We start from the raw sequence: 18,886 nt of genomic DNA on the forward strand, positions 1-18,886 counted from the left end.
CGCCCCTTGCTTTGTTGTTCTGCGGCGGCGGCTCGCCTAACCTTGGCACAAAGACGGTAGGGGGACCGAGAATGCGGTGGTTGTTGCGTGTTGTGGTGATGCTGGGGCTGTTGGCTGTGCTGGCGGTGGCTGGGCTGTTGCTGTTGCCGGGGGAACGGATTGCCCGGGTGGCGCTGGATCAGATTGAGGCGCAGACCGGCCGGCAGGTGCGTCTGAACGGGGAGGTGCAGCTTAGCTATTACCCGATCCTTGGCGCCCGCACCGGCGCGGTTGAGATTGCCAATGCAGATTGGTCGCAAGCCGGTCCGCTGTTGCGGGCTGAGGCGTTGAAGATCGGTGTGGATCTGGCGGCGCTGCTGCAGGGCGATATCAAGATCACCGGGTTGGAGCTGTTGTCACCGCAGATCCTGATGGAACGCCACGCTGATGGCCGCGCCAATTGGGAAATCGGCGTGGATGGGGTCAGCCCCTCGGGGCAGTCGGCCCCGGCTGCGGGGGCGGATAACGCGCTGGCGCTGTCACTGGACCGGGCGCTGATCTCAGGCGGGCAACTGCGCTATCTGGATCATGCGGCGGGCAGCGATATGACCTTCCGCGATATCTCACTGGATCTCAGCTGGCCGGTCTATCGCGGCGTTGCAGAATTCGCGCTGAGCCTGCGCCCGAATGGGGCGGAGGCGGTGAGCCTCACGGGGGACGTCAGCGATCTGGCCGCGCTGATTGAGGGGCATATCACCGATGTTGCGGCCACGGCCCAGCTGGGCGGCAGCAAGGCCGCGTTTACAGGTCAGGTTGGGATGCCGCTGCAGGTGCAGGGGCGGATTACCCTGGACAGCCCGGACACCAGTGCCGCTTTGGCGGCTGCGGGTCTGCCGGGGATCGCATTGCCGCAGGGCCTGGGCCGGGCGGCTGGTCTGTCGGCAGAGGTGACCCTGACCGAGGCATTGCAGTTGAGCCTGCGGGAAATGCAGTTGACGCTGGATCAGCATCAGATCAACGGCGGGCTGGATCTGGATCTGGATCTGGCCCAGCAGCGTCCCTATCTGACCGCCCGGCTGGCGGCTTCGGCGCTGGATCTGAATGGCCTCAGCTCTGGCGATACCGGCACCGCAACAACGGACACCCCTGTTCAGACGGGCTGGTCCAAAGCGCCGATTGATGCCTCTGCCCTGCATCTGTTGAACGCGGATATTTCGCTTACGGCACCATCCCTATCGGTGGCGGGTTTGAGTCTGCAAACGCTGGACGTGCGGGCGACGCTGGATCGGGCGCGCCTTGTGGTCAAACTGAATGAGTTGCAGGGCTATGGCGGGGGCTTTGCCGGTCAGGTGGTGGCCAACAATCGCAACGGGCTGAGCGTTGGCGGCGATGTGCAGGCCAGCGGTGTGGAGATGAAAACCTTGCTGGGGGATCTGGTGGGGGTGACCCGTTTCACCGGTCAGGCCGAAGCCCGCGTCGCTTATTTGGGTGTGGGGGAAAGCCTGCATCAGATCATGAATTCCCTGTCGGGTGACGGGCACATCCATATGGGGCGTGGCACCATTGAGGGCATCGATCTGGACAGTCTGATGCGGCAGGGTCTGGCCACTGGCGGCACCACCGTGTTTGATCAGCTCTCAGCCAGTTTCACGATGGAAAACGGCGATCTGCAAAACCCCGATCTGCTGTTGCAGTTGCCCGTGGTCACCGCCACCGGCAAAGGCCGGGTGGGGCTTGGCAAACAGGACATCGATTACCTCTTCACGCCGCAGCTGGGCAGTCTGGAAAGCCAGGGCGGCTTGGCGATCCCGGTGCGGATCAAAGGCCCCTGGGCCGCGCCCAAGGTCTGGCCGGATCTGGAAAAGGCTGTGGATCTGAACCTGAAAGAGGAAAAAGCCAAAGCCAAGGCCGAGTTGGAAAACAAGGTGAAGAAAGAGCTGGGCATCAAACAGGAAGAAGGTGAAAGCCTGGAAGATGCCGCCAAACGCACGCTGGAAGATGAGCTGCTGAAAGGGCTTGGCAAGCTCTTGCGCTGATGCGCGGTCAGGGTACACGCCCGATCAGACCAAATCAGTCTGGTCGGGCGCGGCGGTTGGGAGCGTGTTAAATCACAGCTTCTTTTGGATCAGTTGGCCGTCCATCGATGTGGTGATATGGCCGGTTTTCTGCACATCATTTACGGTGAACGCAGTGCTTTCCTCATAGCTTTGCGGGCCCACACAAGCGCTGTCAAAATTTACGATTCCGTCCTTGTTTGTTTCGGAGTACGACGCCAGCTTGCCGGATTTGCAGGCCAGGCCCGCCACCCGCGCGCGTACATGCGCTTGGCTATAGGTGGCCGCGTTGTAGCTGCCTTTGATGCCGCTTTCGCTGGCAAAGAAGGAGAACATTTCAGGGTTGCTGGAGGACGTCGCACCACAGGCCGCGAGCAGGAGGACAGGTGTGATAAGGCTAAATCGCTTGAACATTGGAAATCCTGATTGATATTCAATTTAAGGTGGCTTTTTGGTAATCAGGACGTCCTTAAGTGTCAATCAGCTTGGCTGCACTGTGCCTAGGTGCGCAGACCCGTCTCATATAGCATCCCACGACGCTTGGCCTCGTAGTAGTAGCCGCGGGCGTACCACATGACCGCGGTGGGCTCATCGCCGTCAGACACCAGCCAGGCACCGCGCAGATATTTCACCGCGTATTTCAGATTGGTTTCCGCATCCAGCAGGTCGCTGGGCTGGCCGCGAAACCCCATGGAGCGCGCGGTGGCAGGCAGGATCTGCATCATCCCCCAATAGGGGCCATTGCGCGCGCCGGGCCGATACATGCTTTCGCGTTGCACCACCCGGTGAACAAGGGTGCGGGGCACCTCATAGAGGTCGGCATATTGGTTGATCAGCGCCCGGATTTCAGGCGTCTCATTGGGATAAAGCGGTGGTTCCACTGGCTCCGGCGCGCGGCGGCGGCCACAGGCGGCCAGCATCAGCCCGGATAGGACAAAGAAACGACGGGAATAACGCATCACAGGACCCTCCAACGCGGCCAGACTGGGGCCAGCTTAGCCAAGGCCCGCCGCCAGTCCCAGATGGCAAAACGCCCCCGGCCGTTTCCTGCCGAGGGCGTTTCATCGTTTTCGAAATACTCTGGGGTGAATACGGCCCTCATAGAGGGCTGTAGAGGGGCAAAGCCCCTTTTGCCTTAGGGCAGGAGGCCAAGCATTCCGGTGTTAGGGGCTTACTTGCCCAGACACCAGCGCATTACTGCCTTCTGCGCGTGCAGGCGGTTTTCAGCTTCATCAAAGATCACCGAATGCGGCCCGTCCATCACGGCGCTGGTGGCCTCATCATCGCGGTGCGCCGGCAGGCAGTGCATGAACAGCGCATCCGATTTTGCGTGGCTCATCAGCTCCTCGTTGACCTGATAGGGGCGCAGCTGGTTGTGGCGGCGTTCGCGGGCGGATTGCGGATCATGCATGCTGACCCAGGTGTCGGTGACAACCAGATCGGCGCCCTGCACGGCGGCAATGGGATCGCGCATGATTTCAACCTTGGAGCCTTTGGCGCGGGCCTCTTCGACGAAGACCATTTCGGGATCCAATGTCTCAGGTCCGGCAAAGGTGAGGTCAAAGCCAAACTGGCCGGCCGCATGGGCGAAGGAGGCAAAGACATTGTTGCCATCGCCGCACCAGACCACCTTTTTGCCTTTGATCGGGCCGCGGTGTTCTTCGTAGGTCAGCACGTCCGCCATGATCTGGCAGGGGTGGGTGCGGTCGGTCAGCCCGTTGATCACCGGGACCGAGGCATATTCGGCCATTTCCAAGAGCGTCTGCTCTTCGAAGGTGCGGATCATGATCAGATCGACATAGCGGCTGAGTACGCGGGCGGTGTCGGCAATGGTTTCGCCATGCCCCAGCTGCATATCCGCGCCGGAGAGCACCATGGTCTCGCCGCCCATCTGCCGCACGCCCACGTCAAAGCTGACGCGGGTCCGGGTGGAGGGCTTTTCAAAGATAAGTGCCACCATGTGACCGGCCAGCGGTTGATCGGCATCCGGGGTGCCTTTGGGTTTGCCGTTGCGCGCTTCTTTGATGCTGCGGGCATTGTCGATCATGGCCCGCAAATCTTCGGGCGCGGTTTTGTGAATATCGAGGAAATGGTTCATGGGTTTTGCTTTCTGGAGGGCGGGGTGGGGGCGCTGCCCCCGCCGCGCGATGCGCGACTCCCCCGGAGTATTTTGGAAACGGTGACTCAGCTGAGTGATTTGGCGGCGGCATCCAGACGGGTGATGGCGGCGTCAATTTCGGCCTCGGTGATGGTGAGGGGCGGCAACAGGCGGATCACATTGTCGGCGGCGGGCACGGTGATGACCTCATGGGCGTAGCCTGCGTTGACCACATCCATATTGGTTGCCTTGCATTTGAGGCCCAGCATCAGCCCGGTGCCGCGCACCTCTTCAAAGACCTCGGGGTTGTCGGCGATCAGCCCTTCCAGCTTTTGCCGCAAGAGGCCCGATTTGGCGCGCACGGCGTCCAGAAACTCCGGATCCGAGACGATCTCGATCACCTTACCGCCGACAGCGCAGGCCAGCGGGTTGCCGCCATAGGTCGAGCCGTGGGTGCCCGCGGTCATGCCGCTGGCAGCCTCTTCGCGGGCCAGCACGGCGCCCAGCGGGAAGCCGCCGCCGATGCCTTTGGCGACCATCATGATGTCAGGGGTGATGCCGGCCCATTCATGGGCAAACAGTTTGCCGGTCCGGCCGACCCCACATTGTACCTCATCAAGGATCAGCAGCAGGTCGTTTTCGTCGGCGATTTGGCGCAGCGCCTTCAGATCGGCGTCCGCCATTGGGCGAATGCCGCCTTCGCCCTGTACCGGTTCCACCATGATGGCCGCGGTTTGCGGGCCGATGGCGGCGGTCACCGCGTCCAGATCGCCCCAGGGCAGGGATTTGAAACCACCCAGGATGGGGCCGAAGCCTTTGGTCATCTTTTCCGACCCTGCCGCAGCGATACCGGCGGAGGAGCGGCCGTGGAAGGAGCCTTCGAAGGTCAGGATCTCAACCTTTTCGGGCTGGCCTTTTTCAAACCAGTATTTCCGCGCCATTTTGACCGCCAGTTCACAGCTTTCGGTGCCGGAATTGGTGAAAAACACCGTATCGGCAAAGCTGTGTTCAACCAGTTGATCGGCCAGCGCCTGTTGTTGCGGGATGTTATAAAGGTTGGAGACATGCCAGAGGGTCTCGGCCTGGGTGCTCAGCACCTCAACCAAGGCCGGATGGGCGTGGCCCAGGGCGTTCACCGCAATGCCTGCGCCCAGATCCAGGAAACGTCGGCCATCTGCCTCAATCAGCCAGGAGCCTTCGCCTTTGACAAAGGTCAGGGGGGCACGGGAATAGGTCGGCAAGACGGAAGCGATCATGATTGGATCATCCTTGTTCCTTGGGAAGCCCCGAAGATGCATTACGGGGCAGGGGTGTCAACAATTTCGGGTGGTTTTGCTGCGATTGCAGCGGTTCAAACAGTCTGTGCACAGTACTTCTACGGGGCGCACACAGCAGGGCGGACGTCAGGCGCTACGGCGTCGGCGTCGGCTGGTCAGGATATGGCGTCGTTTGAACATGGCGTCTGCATAGGCAGGAATTTTCAAAATGCAAAGCGTTTTTTATCAGGCTTGGCAATTTGCGCTGTTTTCGTGGCGCGCTAGTCATTTTGGCGGCGGTTTGGGGCTTGTAGGAAAGGCAACTCTGGCCGATAGCTGAGGCATGTCCGATGTTGTTGCCCCCTCCGAACACGTTTCCAAACCCCCTGCTGCAAACCCGCGCCTTGCCGTTGTGCTGATGCTGTCGGCCACGGCGTTTATCGCGGGCACCACCTTGATGGCCAAGGCGCTGGGCACCGACGCGCTGGGCGATCCGCTGCATCCGCTGCAGGTCAGCCACGGGCGGTTTGTCTTTGCCTTTCTGTTCTATGCTTGCGTGGCCTCAGTGATGCGGTTGAAAATCCGCCGCCCTGCCTGGGGGCTGCATCTGGGGCGGACGTTTTTCGGCTGGCTGGGGCCACCTGCATGTTTGCGGCGGCGGCCTATATCCCGCTCAGCGATGCCACTGCGATCAGCTTTCTGAACCCGGTCTTTGCCATGATGCTGGCGATCCCTTTTCTGGGGGAACGGGTGGGCCCGGTGCGCTGGGCGGCGGCGGGCATTGCGTTGATTGGGGCGATGGTGCTGCTGCGCCCCACGCCGGAAAGCTTTCAGCTGGCGGCCTTGGTGGCGCTGGCGGCGGCGGTGGCGATGGGGTTTGAGCTGATCTTCATCAAGAAGCTGGCCGGGCGTGAGCCGCCGCTGCAGATCCTCTTGATCAACAATGCCATCGGGGTGGTGATCGCAACGATCGCGGTCATTGCTTTCTGGCAGGGGCCCAGTTTGGCGCAATGGGCGGTGCTGGCCAGCCTTGGGATCTGCATGGCGCTGGCGCAGGCCTGTTTCATCAACGCGGTGGCGCGGGCTGAGGCCAGTTTTGTTGCACCTTTTGCCTATGCCACGCTGGTGTTTGCCACGCTTTATGACTGGGTGGTCTTTGCCCAGTTGCCCGATCTGATTTCCTATCTGGGGGCAGGGATCATCGTCAGCGGCGCCGCATTGCTGGCCTGGCGCGAGGCAGGGCTTGCCACACGCCAGAAGGCTTGAGCGTCGGCGTCAGTCCTTCAACCGGTAGCCGCTGCGGAACAGGGCCCAGGCCAGCGCGGAAATCGCCAGTGTCACCAGCGCCGAAACGGTGAGCGCCAGCATTGGGGCGCTGTCAGACACGCCAAGCACGCCAAAGCGCACCCCGTCGATCAGGTAGAAGATCGGGTTGAAACGGGTCATATCGGCAATCACCGGCGGAAGGGCCTGCACCGAATAGAAGGTGCCCGAGAGGAAGGCCAAAGGCGTCACGATGAAATTGGTGATCGCCGCCATCTGGTCAAACTTGTTGGAATAGATCCCGGCCACCATGCCGATTGACCCCAAGAGCGCCGCGCCAAGAATGACGAAGGCCAGGGCCAGCAGCGGATGGGCCGGCACGATGCCAAGGAACAGCACCAGCCCGGCGCTCAACAACAGCGCCACAATCACCCCGCGTGCTACGGCCCCGGCCAGGTAGCCCAGCACCAGCTCCAGCGGGGACAGGGGGGGCATCAGCGTATCAACGATATTGCCCTGCACCTTGGCGATCACAATCGAGGAGGAGGTGTTGGCAAAAGCGTTCTGGATCACAGTCATCATCAGGATGCCGGGGGCAATGAAATGGGTGAACGGCAGGCCCATAACCTCACCCCGTGTCTGACCGATCGCCACTGAGAAGATCATCAGAAACAGCGCGGCCGTGGTCAGCGGTGCCAGCAGGGTTTGTGTCCAGACCACCAGAAACCGCAGGATCTCCCGCCGGGCCAAGGTCACCATGCCCAGCCAGTTGAACCGGCCAAAGCGGCGATCCCCCATATTGGCGAGGCTGCTGTTGGCAACGGTTGTGCTGTCGCTGGTCTGGCTCATGATCTGCATTCCTCTGTCCGGCCCTTGGGCCTGTCTCAATGTGCTGTCGCAGCCACGCCTCTGCACAGCCCGATTCGACGCCTTGTAACTCAGCCCCTGTTGGCTAGAATAGGGGCTGATCAAGAATTTCAGGGCGGCTCGATTCCACGGGCCGCTTTTTACCGAAGGAAACCGGCATGTCCTGGACCGACGAACGCGTCGAACTTCTGAAGAAAATGTGGGGCGAAGGCCAATCGGCAAGCCAGATCGCCAAAGAATTGGGCGGCGTGACCCGAAATGCGGTCATCGGCAAGGTGCATCGTTTGGGTCTGTCCAACCGTTCCAGCGGTGGCGGCTCAACCGATTCGTCGAAGACCGAAGCCAAGGCCAAACCTGCCGCCAAGAAAGAGGCGGCAAAGCCTAAGGTGAAAGAGGCCGCCACCCCCGCGCCAGAGCCTGCTGCCGCCCCGGCGCCGCGCCCGGCGGTCAGCCCGGCGCGCAAGGCGATCATTCCTGCCGGCCAGCCGCTGCCGCCGCAACCCTCCGCCAATGAGATCAGCCCCGAAGCGCTGGCCAAGGTGAATGAGGTCGAAAAGAAATCGAAGAAGCTCAGCCTGCTGGAGCTGACCGAGCGGACCTGCAAATGGCCCGTGGGGGATCCGGCCACCGATGACTTCTGGTTCTGTGGTCTGCCGGTGCAGTCCGGCAAACCCTATTGCGAAGCGCATGTGGGTGTGGCGTTCCAGCCGATGTCATCGCGCCGCGATCGTCGCCGTTAAGCGACAGGACGATATTAGGACAACGCCCTGCACCTCTGGTGTGGGGCGTTTTCTTTTGGCCGATTGTGCCGCCCTGTGATCCAGCCAAAGAAAAGGGCGACCCGCAGGCCGCCCGATCGTCTTGTCGTTTGTCGTGTTGCTGTGGCGACCGTTAGCCGGCCACCGCGTGCAGCAGCGTGAAGATCACTGCCGACATGGCGGCGGCTGCAGGCACGGTGATGACCCATGCCGCAACAATGGTCATGAAGTGCGAGCGGCGCACCAGCTTGCGGCGACGGCGCTCCTCGGCTGTCACCGGTTTGATGGCTTTGGTGGCCAGGTTCTGGCGACGACGGCGCTCGGTGTGCCATTCGCGGTAAAAGCCCACGCCAAAGACACCACCCACTGCAATGTGGGTGGAGCTGACCGGCAGACCCAGCCAGCTGGCCACAATCACCGTGATCGCTGCCGAGAGCGCCACACAGTAGGCGCGCATCGGGTTCAGCTTGGTGATCTGGCTGCCGACCATGCGGATCAGCTTGGGGCCAAACAGGAACAGACCGAAGGAGATCCCGAAGGCCCCGATCACCATGACCCAGCTGGGGATGGCCACCTTGGCGGCGAAATCACCAAACTCGGTCGCGTGGACAATGGCGGCCAGCGGACCAACAGCATTGGCCACATCGTTGGCGCCATGGGCAAATGACAGCATCGCCGCCGAGAAGACCAGAGGCATCGAGAACAGCACTTTCAGCGATTTATTGCGGTTTTCTAGCCCTTCGGACTGTTTGGCGATCAGCGGCTTTGAGATGAAGTAAGAGGCGGCCCCAACCGCGACACCAATCATCAGCGCGGTGGTGATGTCGATCTTGATGATCTTTTTCAGACCCTTCAGCGACAGATAGGCGGCAAAGGCTGCGGCCATGATCGCAATCAGCAGCGGCACCCAGCGGCGCGCGGCGGCGATCTTGTCTTCCTGGTAAACGATCCGGTTTTTGATGAAGGCCAGGAACATCGCTGCAATGACACCGCCCAAGACAGGCGAGATGACCCAGCTGGCGGCGATCTTGCCCATGGTGGGCCAGTTCACAGCCGCCATGCCGGCCGCCGCAATCCCTGCACCCATCACACCCCCAACAACCGAATGGGTGGTCGAAACCGGCGCGCCAACCCAGGTTGCCAGGTTGACCCAAAGCGCAGACGACACCAGCGCCGCCATCATCGCCCAGATAAAGATGCTGCTGTCCGCGATCCCGGCCGGATCGATGATCCCTTTGGAGATGGTGGAAACCACATCGCCACCTGCCAGCAGCGCACCGGCGCTTTCAAAGATGGCCGCGATCAGGATCGCACCGCCCATGGTCAGCGCATTTGCACCCACCGCAGGGCCCATGTTGTTGGCCACATCGTTGGCACCGATGTTGATCGCCATATAGGCGCCAAAGATGGCTGCAACCACCACAATGGCTGAGCCTGAGGCACCACCAAAGAAGATCCCTGCCGCCAGACCGGCAAGCACGATAAAGATCAGCGCGATGCCCGGTGCGACCATCGGGCGCGAGACATAGCTTGCTGCGTTTTCAAATTGGCTGATCCGCCCGAGATCCTTATCGAGCGTCTTCCAGTTCTTACCAGTCGGTTTGTCGGCCATGACATCCACCTTGCAAAATTTGCCTGCGGCCTAGAGCGCACGCGCTCTAAACTCAAGGTTTTTGTCATAAAAACTTTGAAAAACTGTTACAGCTTCAACAGCAGATCTTTCAGCCCCATTTCATCGACCCGCTGCGCCGCCTCCTTGGGGGAGAACCATTTGCGTTTGCGTTCAGAGACTTCGGGGTATTTCTTGGCCAGCGTGTCCACCTTCAAAAGGTAAACCATCGCCTGCATCGGGGTGACGATACCGCCGGCGCCGGATTTGGCATAACGGTAGCTGCCGATCGGCGCGGGGGAGACTTTGCGGGCCTTGATTCCCGCCTCTTCCCAGGCTTCCTGTGCCGCTGCTTCGGCATCGGTCTTGCCGGTCATCGGCCAGCCCTTCGGGATGATCCAGCGCCCGGTCCCGCGGGAGGTGATCAGCAGCACTTCTTTGTCTTTGCCTTTGCCGCGCACCGGCAGCGCCGCCACCTGTACCTGGGGCGGGCGATAAAGAAGCGGTTGGATAAACTCGGTCCAGGCTTTACGCACGGTCTTCTGCATCAATTTGCGGCTGCTCGTTTGTTTTGACAGAGCCTTATATAGGAATTGTGACAAAAGGCAAAAGTGCCTGCAGAATGTATCAATTGGATGTCAGGTGCCGCGCCGTTTCGCCCTGAGGGTCGGATCGGCCTCGGTGGGATCCTCGGGCCAGGGGTGTTTGGGGTAGCGACCGCGCATGTCTTTGCGCACATCCGCATAGGAACTGGCCCAGAACCCGGGGATATCCATGGTGGTCTGAACGGGGCGTTGTGCCGGGGACAGCAGGGTCACCCGCAAGGGGGTGCGGCCGACCATCGGGTGGGTTTTCTGGCCGAACATTTCCTGCAGGCGCAGGCTGATTTCGGGCACCTCGCCGGAATAATCGATCGGGATCTGCCGCCCCAGCGGGGTGATGAAATGCGCCGGCGCCGCCTTGTCCAGCGCCTGCATCTGGTTCCAGTCCAACACGGCGCGCAGCGCATTGAGGATATCAAACTTCTTCCACTGGTCTGCGGTTTTCACCCCGCCGAGATGCGGCAGCAACCAGTCCTCAATACCCGCCATCAGCGCGTCTTCGGACATGTCCGGCAGATCCGGTAAGGTGTCCCGCACCAGCATGACACGGGCAATGAACCGTTTCGCGGCGTCCGATGGGCGTAGCCCCAGATCGCGCACCCCGTCCAACATCGCCTCGGCCACGGCCTCATCGGGGGCGTCTTTCCAGATGCGGTCATCCAGCGCCACAGTACCGAACCGTTCCTGCCGCCGGGCAATCACCCGACGTTCGCGTTTCGACCAGGCGCAGCTGTCGATCCAGTTGATCTGGTCGCCGTAAAGGCTGCGCACCTCAGCCTCTGAAATCTGGATCGCCTGGCGGATTTTGGCCTCCCGCGGGTTGCCGTCCAGATCTGTGGCCACGATCAGGCGGCTGCCGGCCAGCGGGTCGTGATCCTCCATCACCGCGCCTTTGCCCCCCGAGAGCACAAACCGCGCGGCATCCCCTTTGCGGCGTAACCCGATACGGTCGGGGTAGGCCAATGCGGCCAGTTCCGCGTTGGAATAGCCTCCATCGGTTTTGTCAGCCTGACGGGCCAGCCGTTTGGCCTCTTGTTTGATCCGCTCCACCGCGCCGCGATTGGCGGCATGGGGATGGCGATCGCTGTAGCTGCGGAAATCGCGCACCGCCGCAATGCGCAGCGCCAGATCCGCCGGTGCGGACCGCGCCAAGGGATCGCGATCGGCCAGGAGTGCGGCCAGAGGCGCGGCGTCCGGGCCTGCAACGCTCAGCATATGGGCCAAACGCGGATGCAGCGGCAGGGCGGCAATGCGGCGGCCATGTTCGGTGATCCGGCCCGCCTCATCCAGCGCCCCCAGCATCCGCAATAGCGCCTGCGCCTCTGCATAGGTGCCCGCATTGGGCGGCGTCAGGAAGGCTAGATCAGCCGGCGCCGCGCCCCAAAGCGCCAGTTCCAGCGCCAGTCCCGACAGATCCGCGGTGTCAATCTCCGCCGGTGGGAAGGGCTGCAGCCCGCCTTCTTCGCCCTTGGTCCACAGCCGGTAACAGGTGCCCTCAGCCACACGGCCTGCACGTCCGGCGCGCTGGGTGGCCTCGGCCTTCGTTACCTTTTCCGTCACCAGCCGCGACATGCCTGATCCGGGATCAAACCGTGCACGGCGGGCGCGGCCTGCGTCCACTACCACCCGCACATCCTGAATGGTCAGTGAGGTTTCTGCGATTGAGGTTGCCAGCACCACCTTGCGGCCCTGTTTGGCCGGCTCAATCGCGGCGCGTTGCTTGGCAAACTCCATTGCACCAAACAGCATGTGCAATGAACACTCCGGCGGCAGCCGATCCTTCAGCAGCGCCTCGGTGCGGCGGATCTCGCCTTCGCCGGGCAGGAACACCAGCACGCCGCCTTCGGTTTCAGCAACCGCATGGGCGACCAGCTTGGCCACCTCTTCGGGCAGGCGATGTTTCGGCGGCAACGGCCGATCGAGCCATTTCAGATCCACCGGATAGGCCCGCCCTTCGGAGGTCACCACCGGCACGTCGCCCATGATCCCCGCCACCGGTTCTGCGTCCAATGTGGCCGACATGGCCAGCAGGATCAGGTCATCGCGCAGCGCCTCGGCAATCTCCAGGCACAAGGCCAATCCCAGATCCGCGGTGAGGGAGCGTTCGTGAAATTCATCAAAGATCACCGCGCCGATGCCCGTCAGTTCAGGGTCGGACTGGATCATCCGGGTCAGGATGCCCTCGGTCACCACCTCAATCCGGGTTTCGGCTGAGCGTTTGCTTTCGCCGCGAATGCGGTAGCCCACGGTCTGGCCCAACGGTTCGCCCAAGGTTTGCGCCATACGTTCTGCCGCCGCACGTGCCGCCAGGCGGCGCGGTTCCAGCATCAGGATGCGGCCTTCGGTCAGGCCTGCCTCCAGCATGGCCAGCGGCACCACGGTGGTTTTCCCCGCGCCGGGCGGCGCCTGCAACACCGCACGTCCCCGCGTTTTCAGCGCAGAGATCAGATCGGGCAGGGCGTCGTGGATCGGCAATTGGGTCAATTGGGACATGGCACGCTTATCCGCCATGGAGGGCGCGGGGTAAAGCCGCAGGCGGGCACCAGCACTGGACAGCGCCGCGCCACCTTGGCAGAAACGCGACAAGGAAGCGGCGCAGCAGGGGGCGGCATGGATATTCAGGGCTTGAGCGACAAGGTTGTGGCACAGGACCGACGGGCCTTGGCCCGCGCCATCACCCTGGTGGAAAGCAGCCGCGAAGATCATCGCGCCCAGGCCGCTGCGCTGGTGGAGGAGATCCGCCGCAAAGCCCCGCATCAGGCGGTGCGCATCGGCCTGTCGGGCACGCCGGGGGTGGGTAAATCCACCTTTATTGAAAGCTTTGGCACCTTTCTGACCGAACGGGGTCTCAGGGTGGCTGTGCTGGCGGTGGACCCCAGTTCGGCGCGTTCTGGCGGCTCGATCCTGGGTGACAAAACCCGGATGAAGCGGCTCAGCCGCAATCCCAACGCCTTTATCCGCCCTTCGCCCAGCCAGTCGCATCTGGGCGGCGTGGCGCGGCGCACCCGTGAGGCGGTGGCGCTTTGCGAGGGGGCGGGGTTTGACGTCATCCTCATTGAGACCGTGGGCGTGGGCCAGTCCGAAACCGTTGTGGCGGAAATGTCGGACCTGTTCATCCTGCTGCTGGCGCCTGCGGGTGGTGACGAATTGCAGGGGGTGAAGCGTGGCATCATGGAGATGGCCGATATCATCCTAGTGAACAAAGCCGATGGCGATTTGAAAGCCACGGCAACCCGCACCTGCGCCGACTATTCCGGCGCCCTCAGGCTGCTGCGCAAACGGCCCCAGGATCCCCAAGGCTTCCCCAAGGCGATGACGGTTTCGGCGCTGGAGGAGGACGGTCTGACCAAGGCCTGGGAAGAAATGTGCACGTTGACAGACTGGCGGCGTGAGAATGGCCATTTTGAGGGCCGCCGCGCCGCGCAGGCCCGGTTCTGGTTCGAAGAAGAGGTCAAGCAGGCGCTGCTGGCCCAGCTGCAGACCGCGGCGGCAAAAGGCGCGATGGATCAGCTGGGGCTGGATGTGGCCACCGGTGCAGTCAGCCCAACTGTGGCGGCGCAGCGGATGCTGGAGCAGCTGAAGCACAGCTGAAAGGTGTGCAATTGCATACTCAGAAAACCCTAGAAAAGACGTGACAGCGCAAATTGCTTGCGCTAGCACTGTCTCACCTAATGACGGAGGCAATCAGATGTATCAGGGAATTCCACGCACCTTTTCCTAAGGTCGCCGTTCCCTGCGTGACGGTGACCCTAAGCCACCGCCCCGTATCTTCGCATACATCCTTGCCCGTTACTTTCTGACACTCAGACACTGAAACGCTTTGCTGATCTTCAGTTTTGCGGTTTCCATTTAACCCGTAGGTCCCGTCATGTTCCGATTCTTTGAGAACCTTGTTGATCCTTTTGCCTCGTTTGATGAGGCCACACCGCCCAAAACCCTTTGGGCCTATCTGAAAACCCAAGTCGGCCCGTTCCGCAAATGGATGGTGGCGATGGCCATCACCGGCGTCCTTGTGGCGCTCGTGGAAACTGGGCTGATCTTTTACTCCGGCCGGTTGATCGACCTTTTGGGCGGCAACACCCCGGCTGAACTGTTTGACAATCACGGCACTGAACTGCTGCTGGCGGCAGCGTTCATCCTGATGATCCGGCCCCTGTTCATCGCCATCAACCACCTGTTCCTGGAACAGCTCTTGGCGGGTAACATGCAGGAACAGGTGCGCTGGCGCGCGCATAAACACCTGCTGGGGCAATCCACCAGCTTCTTCCAGAATGATTTTGCCGGGCGTCTTTCTAACCGCGTGATGCAGATGGGCGGCGCGGTTGAAGATGCCGTTTACATGTCCTTTGAGGGCATCTGGTATGCCTTGACCTATGTGGTGTCCGCCGCGCTGATCCTGTCGGGCGTGCATCCGCTCTTGGCTGTGCCGCTGCTGGTCTGGGTGGTGATCTACGTCTTCTACGTGCGCTACATCGCTGTGCGCGTCGCTCATGCCTCTGAGAAGTGGTCGGGCGCACGGTCCATGGTGACAGCGCGGGTGGTGGATGCCTATTCCAACATCGAAACCATCAAGCTGTTTGCCGATGAAGGCACCGAAGAACGTTATGTCCTGTCGGCCATGCGCCGGTTGCGCCTGCGCTTCCAGCGGTTCCTGCGCCTGATGACTGAGCTGAGCTTTGGTCTGAACGTCATCAATGGCGTTTTGATCCTTGGCATGATGAGCCCGGCGGTCTGGCTGTGGTCGAACGGTGTGATCTCGGTCGGTGAGGTGGCGGCTGCGTCGGCGCTGACCATTCGTCTGAACGGCATGTCCGGCTGGATCATGTGGGTCACGGTGCGCCTGTTTGAGCACGCCGGTGTGATCCGGGAGGGTCTGCAATCCGTTGCGGTGGCCCATGATGTGACCGACCGGGAGGTTGCGCCTAAGCTGTCAGTGGAAAAGGCGGCGATCGAGTTTCGCGATGTCAGCCACCACTACGGCAAAGGGCGTGGCGGATTGGACCATGTGAACCTGTCCATCGCACCGGGCCAGAAGGTTGGGCTGGTGGGGCGTTCCGGGGCAGGGAAATCTTCGCTCGTGAACCTCTTGCTGCGGTTCCGCGATGCAGAGAACGGCCAGATCCTGATCGACGGTCAGGACATTCGTGAGGTCAAGCAAACCTCGCTGCGCCAGCAGATCGGCATGGTCAGTCAGGACAATTCCCTGCTGCACCGGTCGATTCGCGCCAACATCCTTTATGGCCGCCAAAGCGCCAGCGAGGATGAGATGATGGCCGCCGCCGCCCGTGCAGAGGCATATCAGTTCATCGCCACGCTGGAAGATCCCAAAGGCCGCAAGGGCTATAATGCCCATGTGGGTGAACGGGGTGTGAAACTGTCCGGCGGACAGCGGCAGCGGATCGCCATCGCCCGCGTCATCCTGAAAGACGCACCGATCCTGGTGCTGGATGAGGCCACCTCGGCCCTTGATAGTGAGGTGGAAGCCGCCATACAGGACACGCTCTTTGGTTTGATGGAGGGCAAGACGGTGATCGCCATTGCCCACCGCCTGTCGACCATTGCGCAGATGGACCGGATCGTCGTCATGGACGAAGGCCGGATCATTGAGGATGGCAGCCATGAGGATCTGTTGGCCAAGGGCGGCGTCTATGCGGGCCTCTGGGCGCGTCAGTCTGGTGGGTTTATCGGGGACGTTGGGGATCAGGACGGTCAAAGCGGTAAGGAATCCGCTGCGGCTTCGGATCTGGCCCTTGACCTCCCTACTGATTCCGCCTAATGACGCCGAACGGAATTCTGGGCACCGCTGTTGGCGGCACCCATTTATGTTGAAGGGGTCGTCTAGCGCCCCGCGAAGAGACGAGGATAGACCCATGTCGCGCCGTTGCGAACTGACCGGAAAAGGCCCGATGTCTGGCAACAATGTCAGCCATGCTAACAACAAAACCAAACGTCGTTTCCTGCCGAACCTGAACGACGTTACCCTGCAGTCCGAGGCCCTGGGCCGCGGCTTCAAACTGCGCATTTCGGCGGCTGCTCTGCGCTCCGTTGACCACCGTGGTGGTCTGGACGCGTTCCTGGCAAAAGCCAAAGACGTTGAGCTGTCGGCCAACGCGCTGAAGATCAAGAAGCAGATCGCGAAGGCACAGGCCTCCGCTTAATCTCTTCCGGATCCTTCAAGGATAAAGCAGCCTCATCCCCTTTGGGATGGGGCTGTTTCCTTTTGCCATCTTCCCCTTCCGATCAGATCGGCCTATAGGGGATGTATGGCACTTTTGCGCACATATCTGGCGGTGCTGATCGCGCTTTGCATGGTTCTGACCACACAGACCATGGCACTGGCGCGTGGCATGTCGGACCCTGTGGGCGAAATGGTGCTGTGTATCGGCAATGAGACCGTTACAGTATACTACGACGACGACGGCCAGCCCGTTGATCCTCCGCATTATTGCCCCGACTGCTCGGTCAGTCTGGTGGCGCTCCTGCAGTCCAGCTTTGTCCCAAATTTGCGTCCTCTGGGGCAGGGTGTGGTGCTGCGAATCGAGCGTGGCCAAAAGGCGATTGCCGCTGAGGTCATTCCAGCCAGCGCTCGTGGTCCGCCGGTTCTGTCCTGATCCTTATCGCCCGCTCCAACGGGCCCCCAAAGACAGACAGACTACAGGAACCAGAATTATGTCGTTGAAAACCACCCTCCTCGCTGCGGCGGCTGCCGCATTTGTTGCTATGCCTGCCCTGGCCGAAGGCATCATGGTCAAAGACCCCTATGCCCGTGCCGCCACCCCAATGGCGAAAACCGGTGCGGCCTTCATGATGATCATGAACCATTCCGGTCAGGATGACCGGCTGATCGATGCCAAGGCAACGGTGGCCAAGAAGGTCGAACTACACACCCACAAAGAAATCAGCGACGGCGTGATGCAGATGATGCATGTGCCGGAGGGCTTTGAGATCGCAGCGGGTGACATGCTGATGCTGGAACGCGGCGGCCACCATGTGATGATGATGGGCCTGACCGAAAGCTTCGAGCAGGGCAAGGTGATTGAGGTCACGCTGACCTTTGAAAAAGCCGGTGACGTGGTGGTTGACGTGCCTGTCGACCTGAAGCGCAAAGGCGGCCACGGTGACCACAAGATGTCCCACTAAGGGCATCACACTGCTGAACAGATCAACGGCCCTTCGGGGCCGTTTTTATGTGCCCAGCACCTCTGCCACCCAGGCTGGCACCACCTCACTGGCCTTGCCAAACCGGGCCTCTGCAAAATCGCTGATGGTGGCGGAGGCTTCCAGGTTCAATTCAACCGTATGGGCGCCGTATCGCGCGGCGTCCTGCACAAAGGCTGCCGCTGGATAGACATTGCCCGAGGTGCCAATCGCCACAAACAGATCCGCCGCCCGCAGGTGGTCCCAGATCTGGTCCATGTCATAGGGCATTTCGCCAAACCAGACGATATCAGGCCGCGTGGTGGGCTTGGCGCAGGCAGGGCAAGGATCACTGGGCGCCATGACCAAAGGGGCCGGCCAGCGGTGCTCACAAGCCGCGCAAAGCGCCCCTGAAGGCGCCCCATGCATATGCATCACCGCCTTTGATCCGGCCGCCTCATGCAGCCCGTCGACATTCTGGGTCACCACCAGCACCTCACCGGGGTGCGCCGCCTCCAGCCGGGCCAGCGCCTGGTGGGCTGCATTGGGGGTGGCAGCAACCGATTGGGTGCGCCGGGCGTTGTAGAAATCATGCACCAGCTGCGGATTGGCGGCGAAACCTTCCGGGGTGGCCACATCCTCAATCCGGTGCTGCGCCCAAAGCCCGTCTTCATCGCGAAAGGTGCCAAGGCCGCTTTCGGCGGAAATACCCGCCCCGGTCAGGATAACGATTTTTTCAGCACTCATTGGGATGGGTCTCCTTGCGGTGGGATCGGGGGCCGCTACACTCTGCCCCGAAGGAGAAGGTGATGACCAGACGTATCCTCTTTGTGTGCCTTGGAAATATCTGCCGTTCCCCAATGGCAGAGGGTGTGCTGCGCCAGAAAGCGCCGCATCTGCTGGTCGATTCTGCCGGCACCTCGGACTGGCATGCGGGGGATCCGCCTTATGTGCCGATGCAGCACGCAGCCCTGCGCAAAGGCTATAACATCACCGAGCAGGTCTCGCGCCCGTTTCACCCGGCCGATTTCATGCGCTTTGATATGATCCTGGTGATGGATGGCCGCAATCAGGCCGATGTGGAGGCGATGCGCCCGCCGGGCAATCTGACCCCGGTCAAACGGTTTGCGCCTTTCGCCGGGCGTGACATCGGCGATGTGCCCGATCCCTATTACACCGGCGAATTTGATGCCGTGGTTGAGCTGATCGAAGCGGCGGCAGACGGGTTTCTGGCGACGCTGCCCCAGCCACAATAAGACCGGC

Annotated in this window: 17 protein-coding genes and 1 pseudogene; 9 read left to right on the plus strand and 9 right to left on the minus strand. The window is 61.5% G+C overall.

Annotated features, from left to right (window positions below):
- The first annotated feature begins 71 nt into the window (after positions 1 to 71).
- The gene (locus ACORLH_RS02575; protein ID WP_321831048.1) at positions 72 to 2,015 is read left to right on the plus strand and encodes an AsmA family protein; all 1,944 of its coding nucleotides are present in this window, start codon (positions 72 to 74) and stop codon (positions 2,013 to 2,015) included.
- Positions 2,016 to 2,087: 72 nt separating this feature from the next.
- On the opposite strand, the gene ACORLH_RS02580 is transcribed toward ACORLH_RS02575, so the two are convergent.
- The 4 genes from ACORLH_RS02580 to ACORLH_RS02595 all read right to left on the minus strand — a co-directional run bounded on the left by ACORLH_RS02580 (position 2,088) and on the right by ACORLH_RS02595 (position 5,387).
- On the minus strand, positions 2,088 to 2,447 hold the full coding sequence (locus ACORLH_RS02580; RefSeq protein ID WP_321831049.1) for a hypothetical protein: 360 nt from the start codon (positions 2,445 to 2,447) through the stop codon (positions 2,088 to 2,090).
- Between the two features lie 86 nt (positions 2,448 to 2,533).
- Entirely contained in the window at positions 2,534 to 2,992 is a 459-nt protein-coding gene (locus ACORLH_RS02585; protein WP_321831050.1) for a lytic transglycosylase domain-containing protein, read from the minus strand.
- Between the two features lie 212 nt (positions 2,993 to 3,204).
- Positions 3,205 to 4,131: an ornithine carbamoyltransferase gene (argF, locus tag ACORLH_RS02590; RefSeq protein ID WP_321831051.1), complete on the minus strand. Its 927-nt coding sequence runs from the start codon at positions 4,129 to 4,131 to the stop codon at positions 3,205 to 3,207.
- A gap of 86 nt (positions 4,132 to 4,217) precedes the next feature.
- Positions 4,218 to 5,387, minus strand: coding sequence for an aspartate aminotransferase family protein (locus ACORLH_RS02595; protein WP_321831052.1), 1,170 nt, complete (start codon positions 5,385 to 5,387; stop codon positions 4,218 to 4,220).
- Between the two features lie 343 nt (positions 5,388 to 5,730).
- Between ACORLH_RS02595 and ACORLH_RS02600 the strand changes: the two are divergent.
- Positions 5,731 to 6,653, plus strand: a pseudogene (locus ACORLH_RS02600) (DMT family transporter).
- A 9-nt stretch (positions 6,654 to 6,662) separates the two neighbouring features.
- Here ACORLH_RS02600 and ACORLH_RS02605 read toward each other — a convergent pair.
- Positions 6,663 to 7,499 (minus strand): ABC transporter permease, encoded by an 837-nt coding sequence (locus ACORLH_RS02605; protein ID WP_321831053.1) that lies wholly within the window; start codon positions 7,497 to 7,499, stop codon positions 6,663 to 6,665.
- Positions 7,500 to 7,675: 176 nt separating this feature from the next.
- Here ACORLH_RS02605 and ACORLH_RS02610 point away from each other — a divergent pair, with 176 nt between their 5' ends.
- The gene (locus ACORLH_RS02610; RefSeq protein ID WP_321831054.1) at positions 7,676 to 8,257 is read left to right on the plus strand and encodes a GcrA family cell cycle regulator; all 582 of its coding nucleotides are present in this window, start codon (positions 7,676 to 7,678) and stop codon (positions 8,255 to 8,257) included.
- Positions 8,258 to 8,408: 151 nt separating this feature from the next.
- On the opposite strand, the gene ACORLH_RS02615 is transcribed toward ACORLH_RS02610, so the two are convergent.
- The 3 genes from ACORLH_RS02615 to hrpB form a co-directional block, all read right to left on the minus strand.
- On the minus strand, positions 8,409 to 9,887 hold the full coding sequence (locus tag ACORLH_RS02615) for an inorganic phosphate transporter (protein ID WP_321831055.1): 1,479 nt from the start codon (positions 9,885 to 9,887) through the stop codon (positions 8,409 to 8,411).
- Positions 9,888 to 9,973: 86 nt separating this feature from the next.
- A complete protein-coding gene (locus ACORLH_RS02620; RefSeq protein ID WP_321831056.1) occupies positions 9,974 to 10,432 on the minus strand; it encodes an NUDIX hydrolase in 459 nt (152 codons plus the stop codon).
- Positions 10,433 to 10,522: 90 nt separating this feature from the next.
- The gene (hrpB, locus tag ACORLH_RS02625) at positions 10,523 to 12,979 is read right to left on the minus strand and encodes an ATP-dependent helicase HrpB (protein ID WP_321831057.1); all 2,457 of its coding nucleotides are present in this window, start codon (positions 12,977 to 12,979) and stop codon (positions 10,523 to 10,525) included.
- A 117-nt stretch (positions 12,980 to 13,096) separates the two neighbouring features.
- On the opposite strand from hrpB, the gene meaB reads away from it, so the two are divergent.
- From meaB to ACORLH_RS02650, 5 genes are all read left to right on the plus strand, one after another.
- Positions 13,097 to 14,077: a methylmalonyl Co-A mutase-associated GTPase MeaB gene (meaB, locus tag ACORLH_RS02630; RefSeq protein WP_321831058.1), complete on the plus strand. Its 981-nt coding sequence runs from the start codon at positions 13,097 to 13,099 to the stop codon at positions 14,075 to 14,077.
- Between the two features lie 277 nt (positions 14,078 to 14,354).
- On the plus strand, positions 14,355 to 16,262 hold the full coding sequence (locus ACORLH_RS02635) for an ABC transporter ATP-binding protein (protein ID WP_321831059.1): 1,908 nt from the start codon (positions 14,355 to 14,357) through the stop codon (positions 16,260 to 16,262).
- 94 nt (positions 16,263 to 16,356) lie between these two features.
- Entirely contained in the window at positions 16,357 to 16,644 is a 288-nt protein-coding gene (rpmB, locus tag ACORLH_RS02640; protein ID WP_058243349.1) for a 50S ribosomal protein L28, read from the plus strand.
- Between the two features lie 105 nt (positions 16,645 to 16,749).
- Entirely contained in the window at positions 16,750 to 17,097 is a 348-nt protein-coding gene (locus tag ACORLH_RS02645; RefSeq protein WP_321831060.1) for a hypothetical protein, read from the plus strand.
- A 58-nt stretch (positions 17,098 to 17,155) separates the two neighbouring features.
- Entirely contained in the window at positions 17,156 to 17,626 is a 471-nt protein-coding gene (locus tag ACORLH_RS02650) for a copper chaperone PCu(A)C (RefSeq protein ID WP_058243347.1), read from the plus strand.
- A 45-nt stretch (positions 17,627 to 17,671) separates the two neighbouring features.
- Here the strand turns inward: ACORLH_RS02650 and ACORLH_RS02655 are convergent, their stop codons facing one another.
- The gene (locus ACORLH_RS02655; RefSeq protein ID WP_321831061.1) at positions 17,672 to 18,370 is read right to left on the minus strand and encodes an NAD-dependent deacylase; all 699 of its coding nucleotides are present in this window, start codon (positions 18,368 to 18,370) and stop codon (positions 17,672 to 17,674) included.
- 62 nt (positions 18,371 to 18,432) lie between these two features.
- On the opposite strand from ACORLH_RS02655, the gene ACORLH_RS02660 reads away from it, so the two are divergent.
- Entirely contained in the window at positions 18,433 to 18,879 is a 447-nt protein-coding gene (locus ACORLH_RS02660) for a low molecular weight protein-tyrosine-phosphatase (RefSeq protein ID WP_058243345.1), read from the plus strand.
- The last annotated feature ends 7 nt before the right edge of the window (positions 18,880 to 18,886 follow it).

Origin of the sequence: Thalassovita sp. (genome assembly GCF_963691685.1) — a bacterium.
GTDB lineage: Bacteria > Pseudomonadota > Alphaproteobacteria > Rhodobacterales > Rhodobacteraceae > Thalassobius.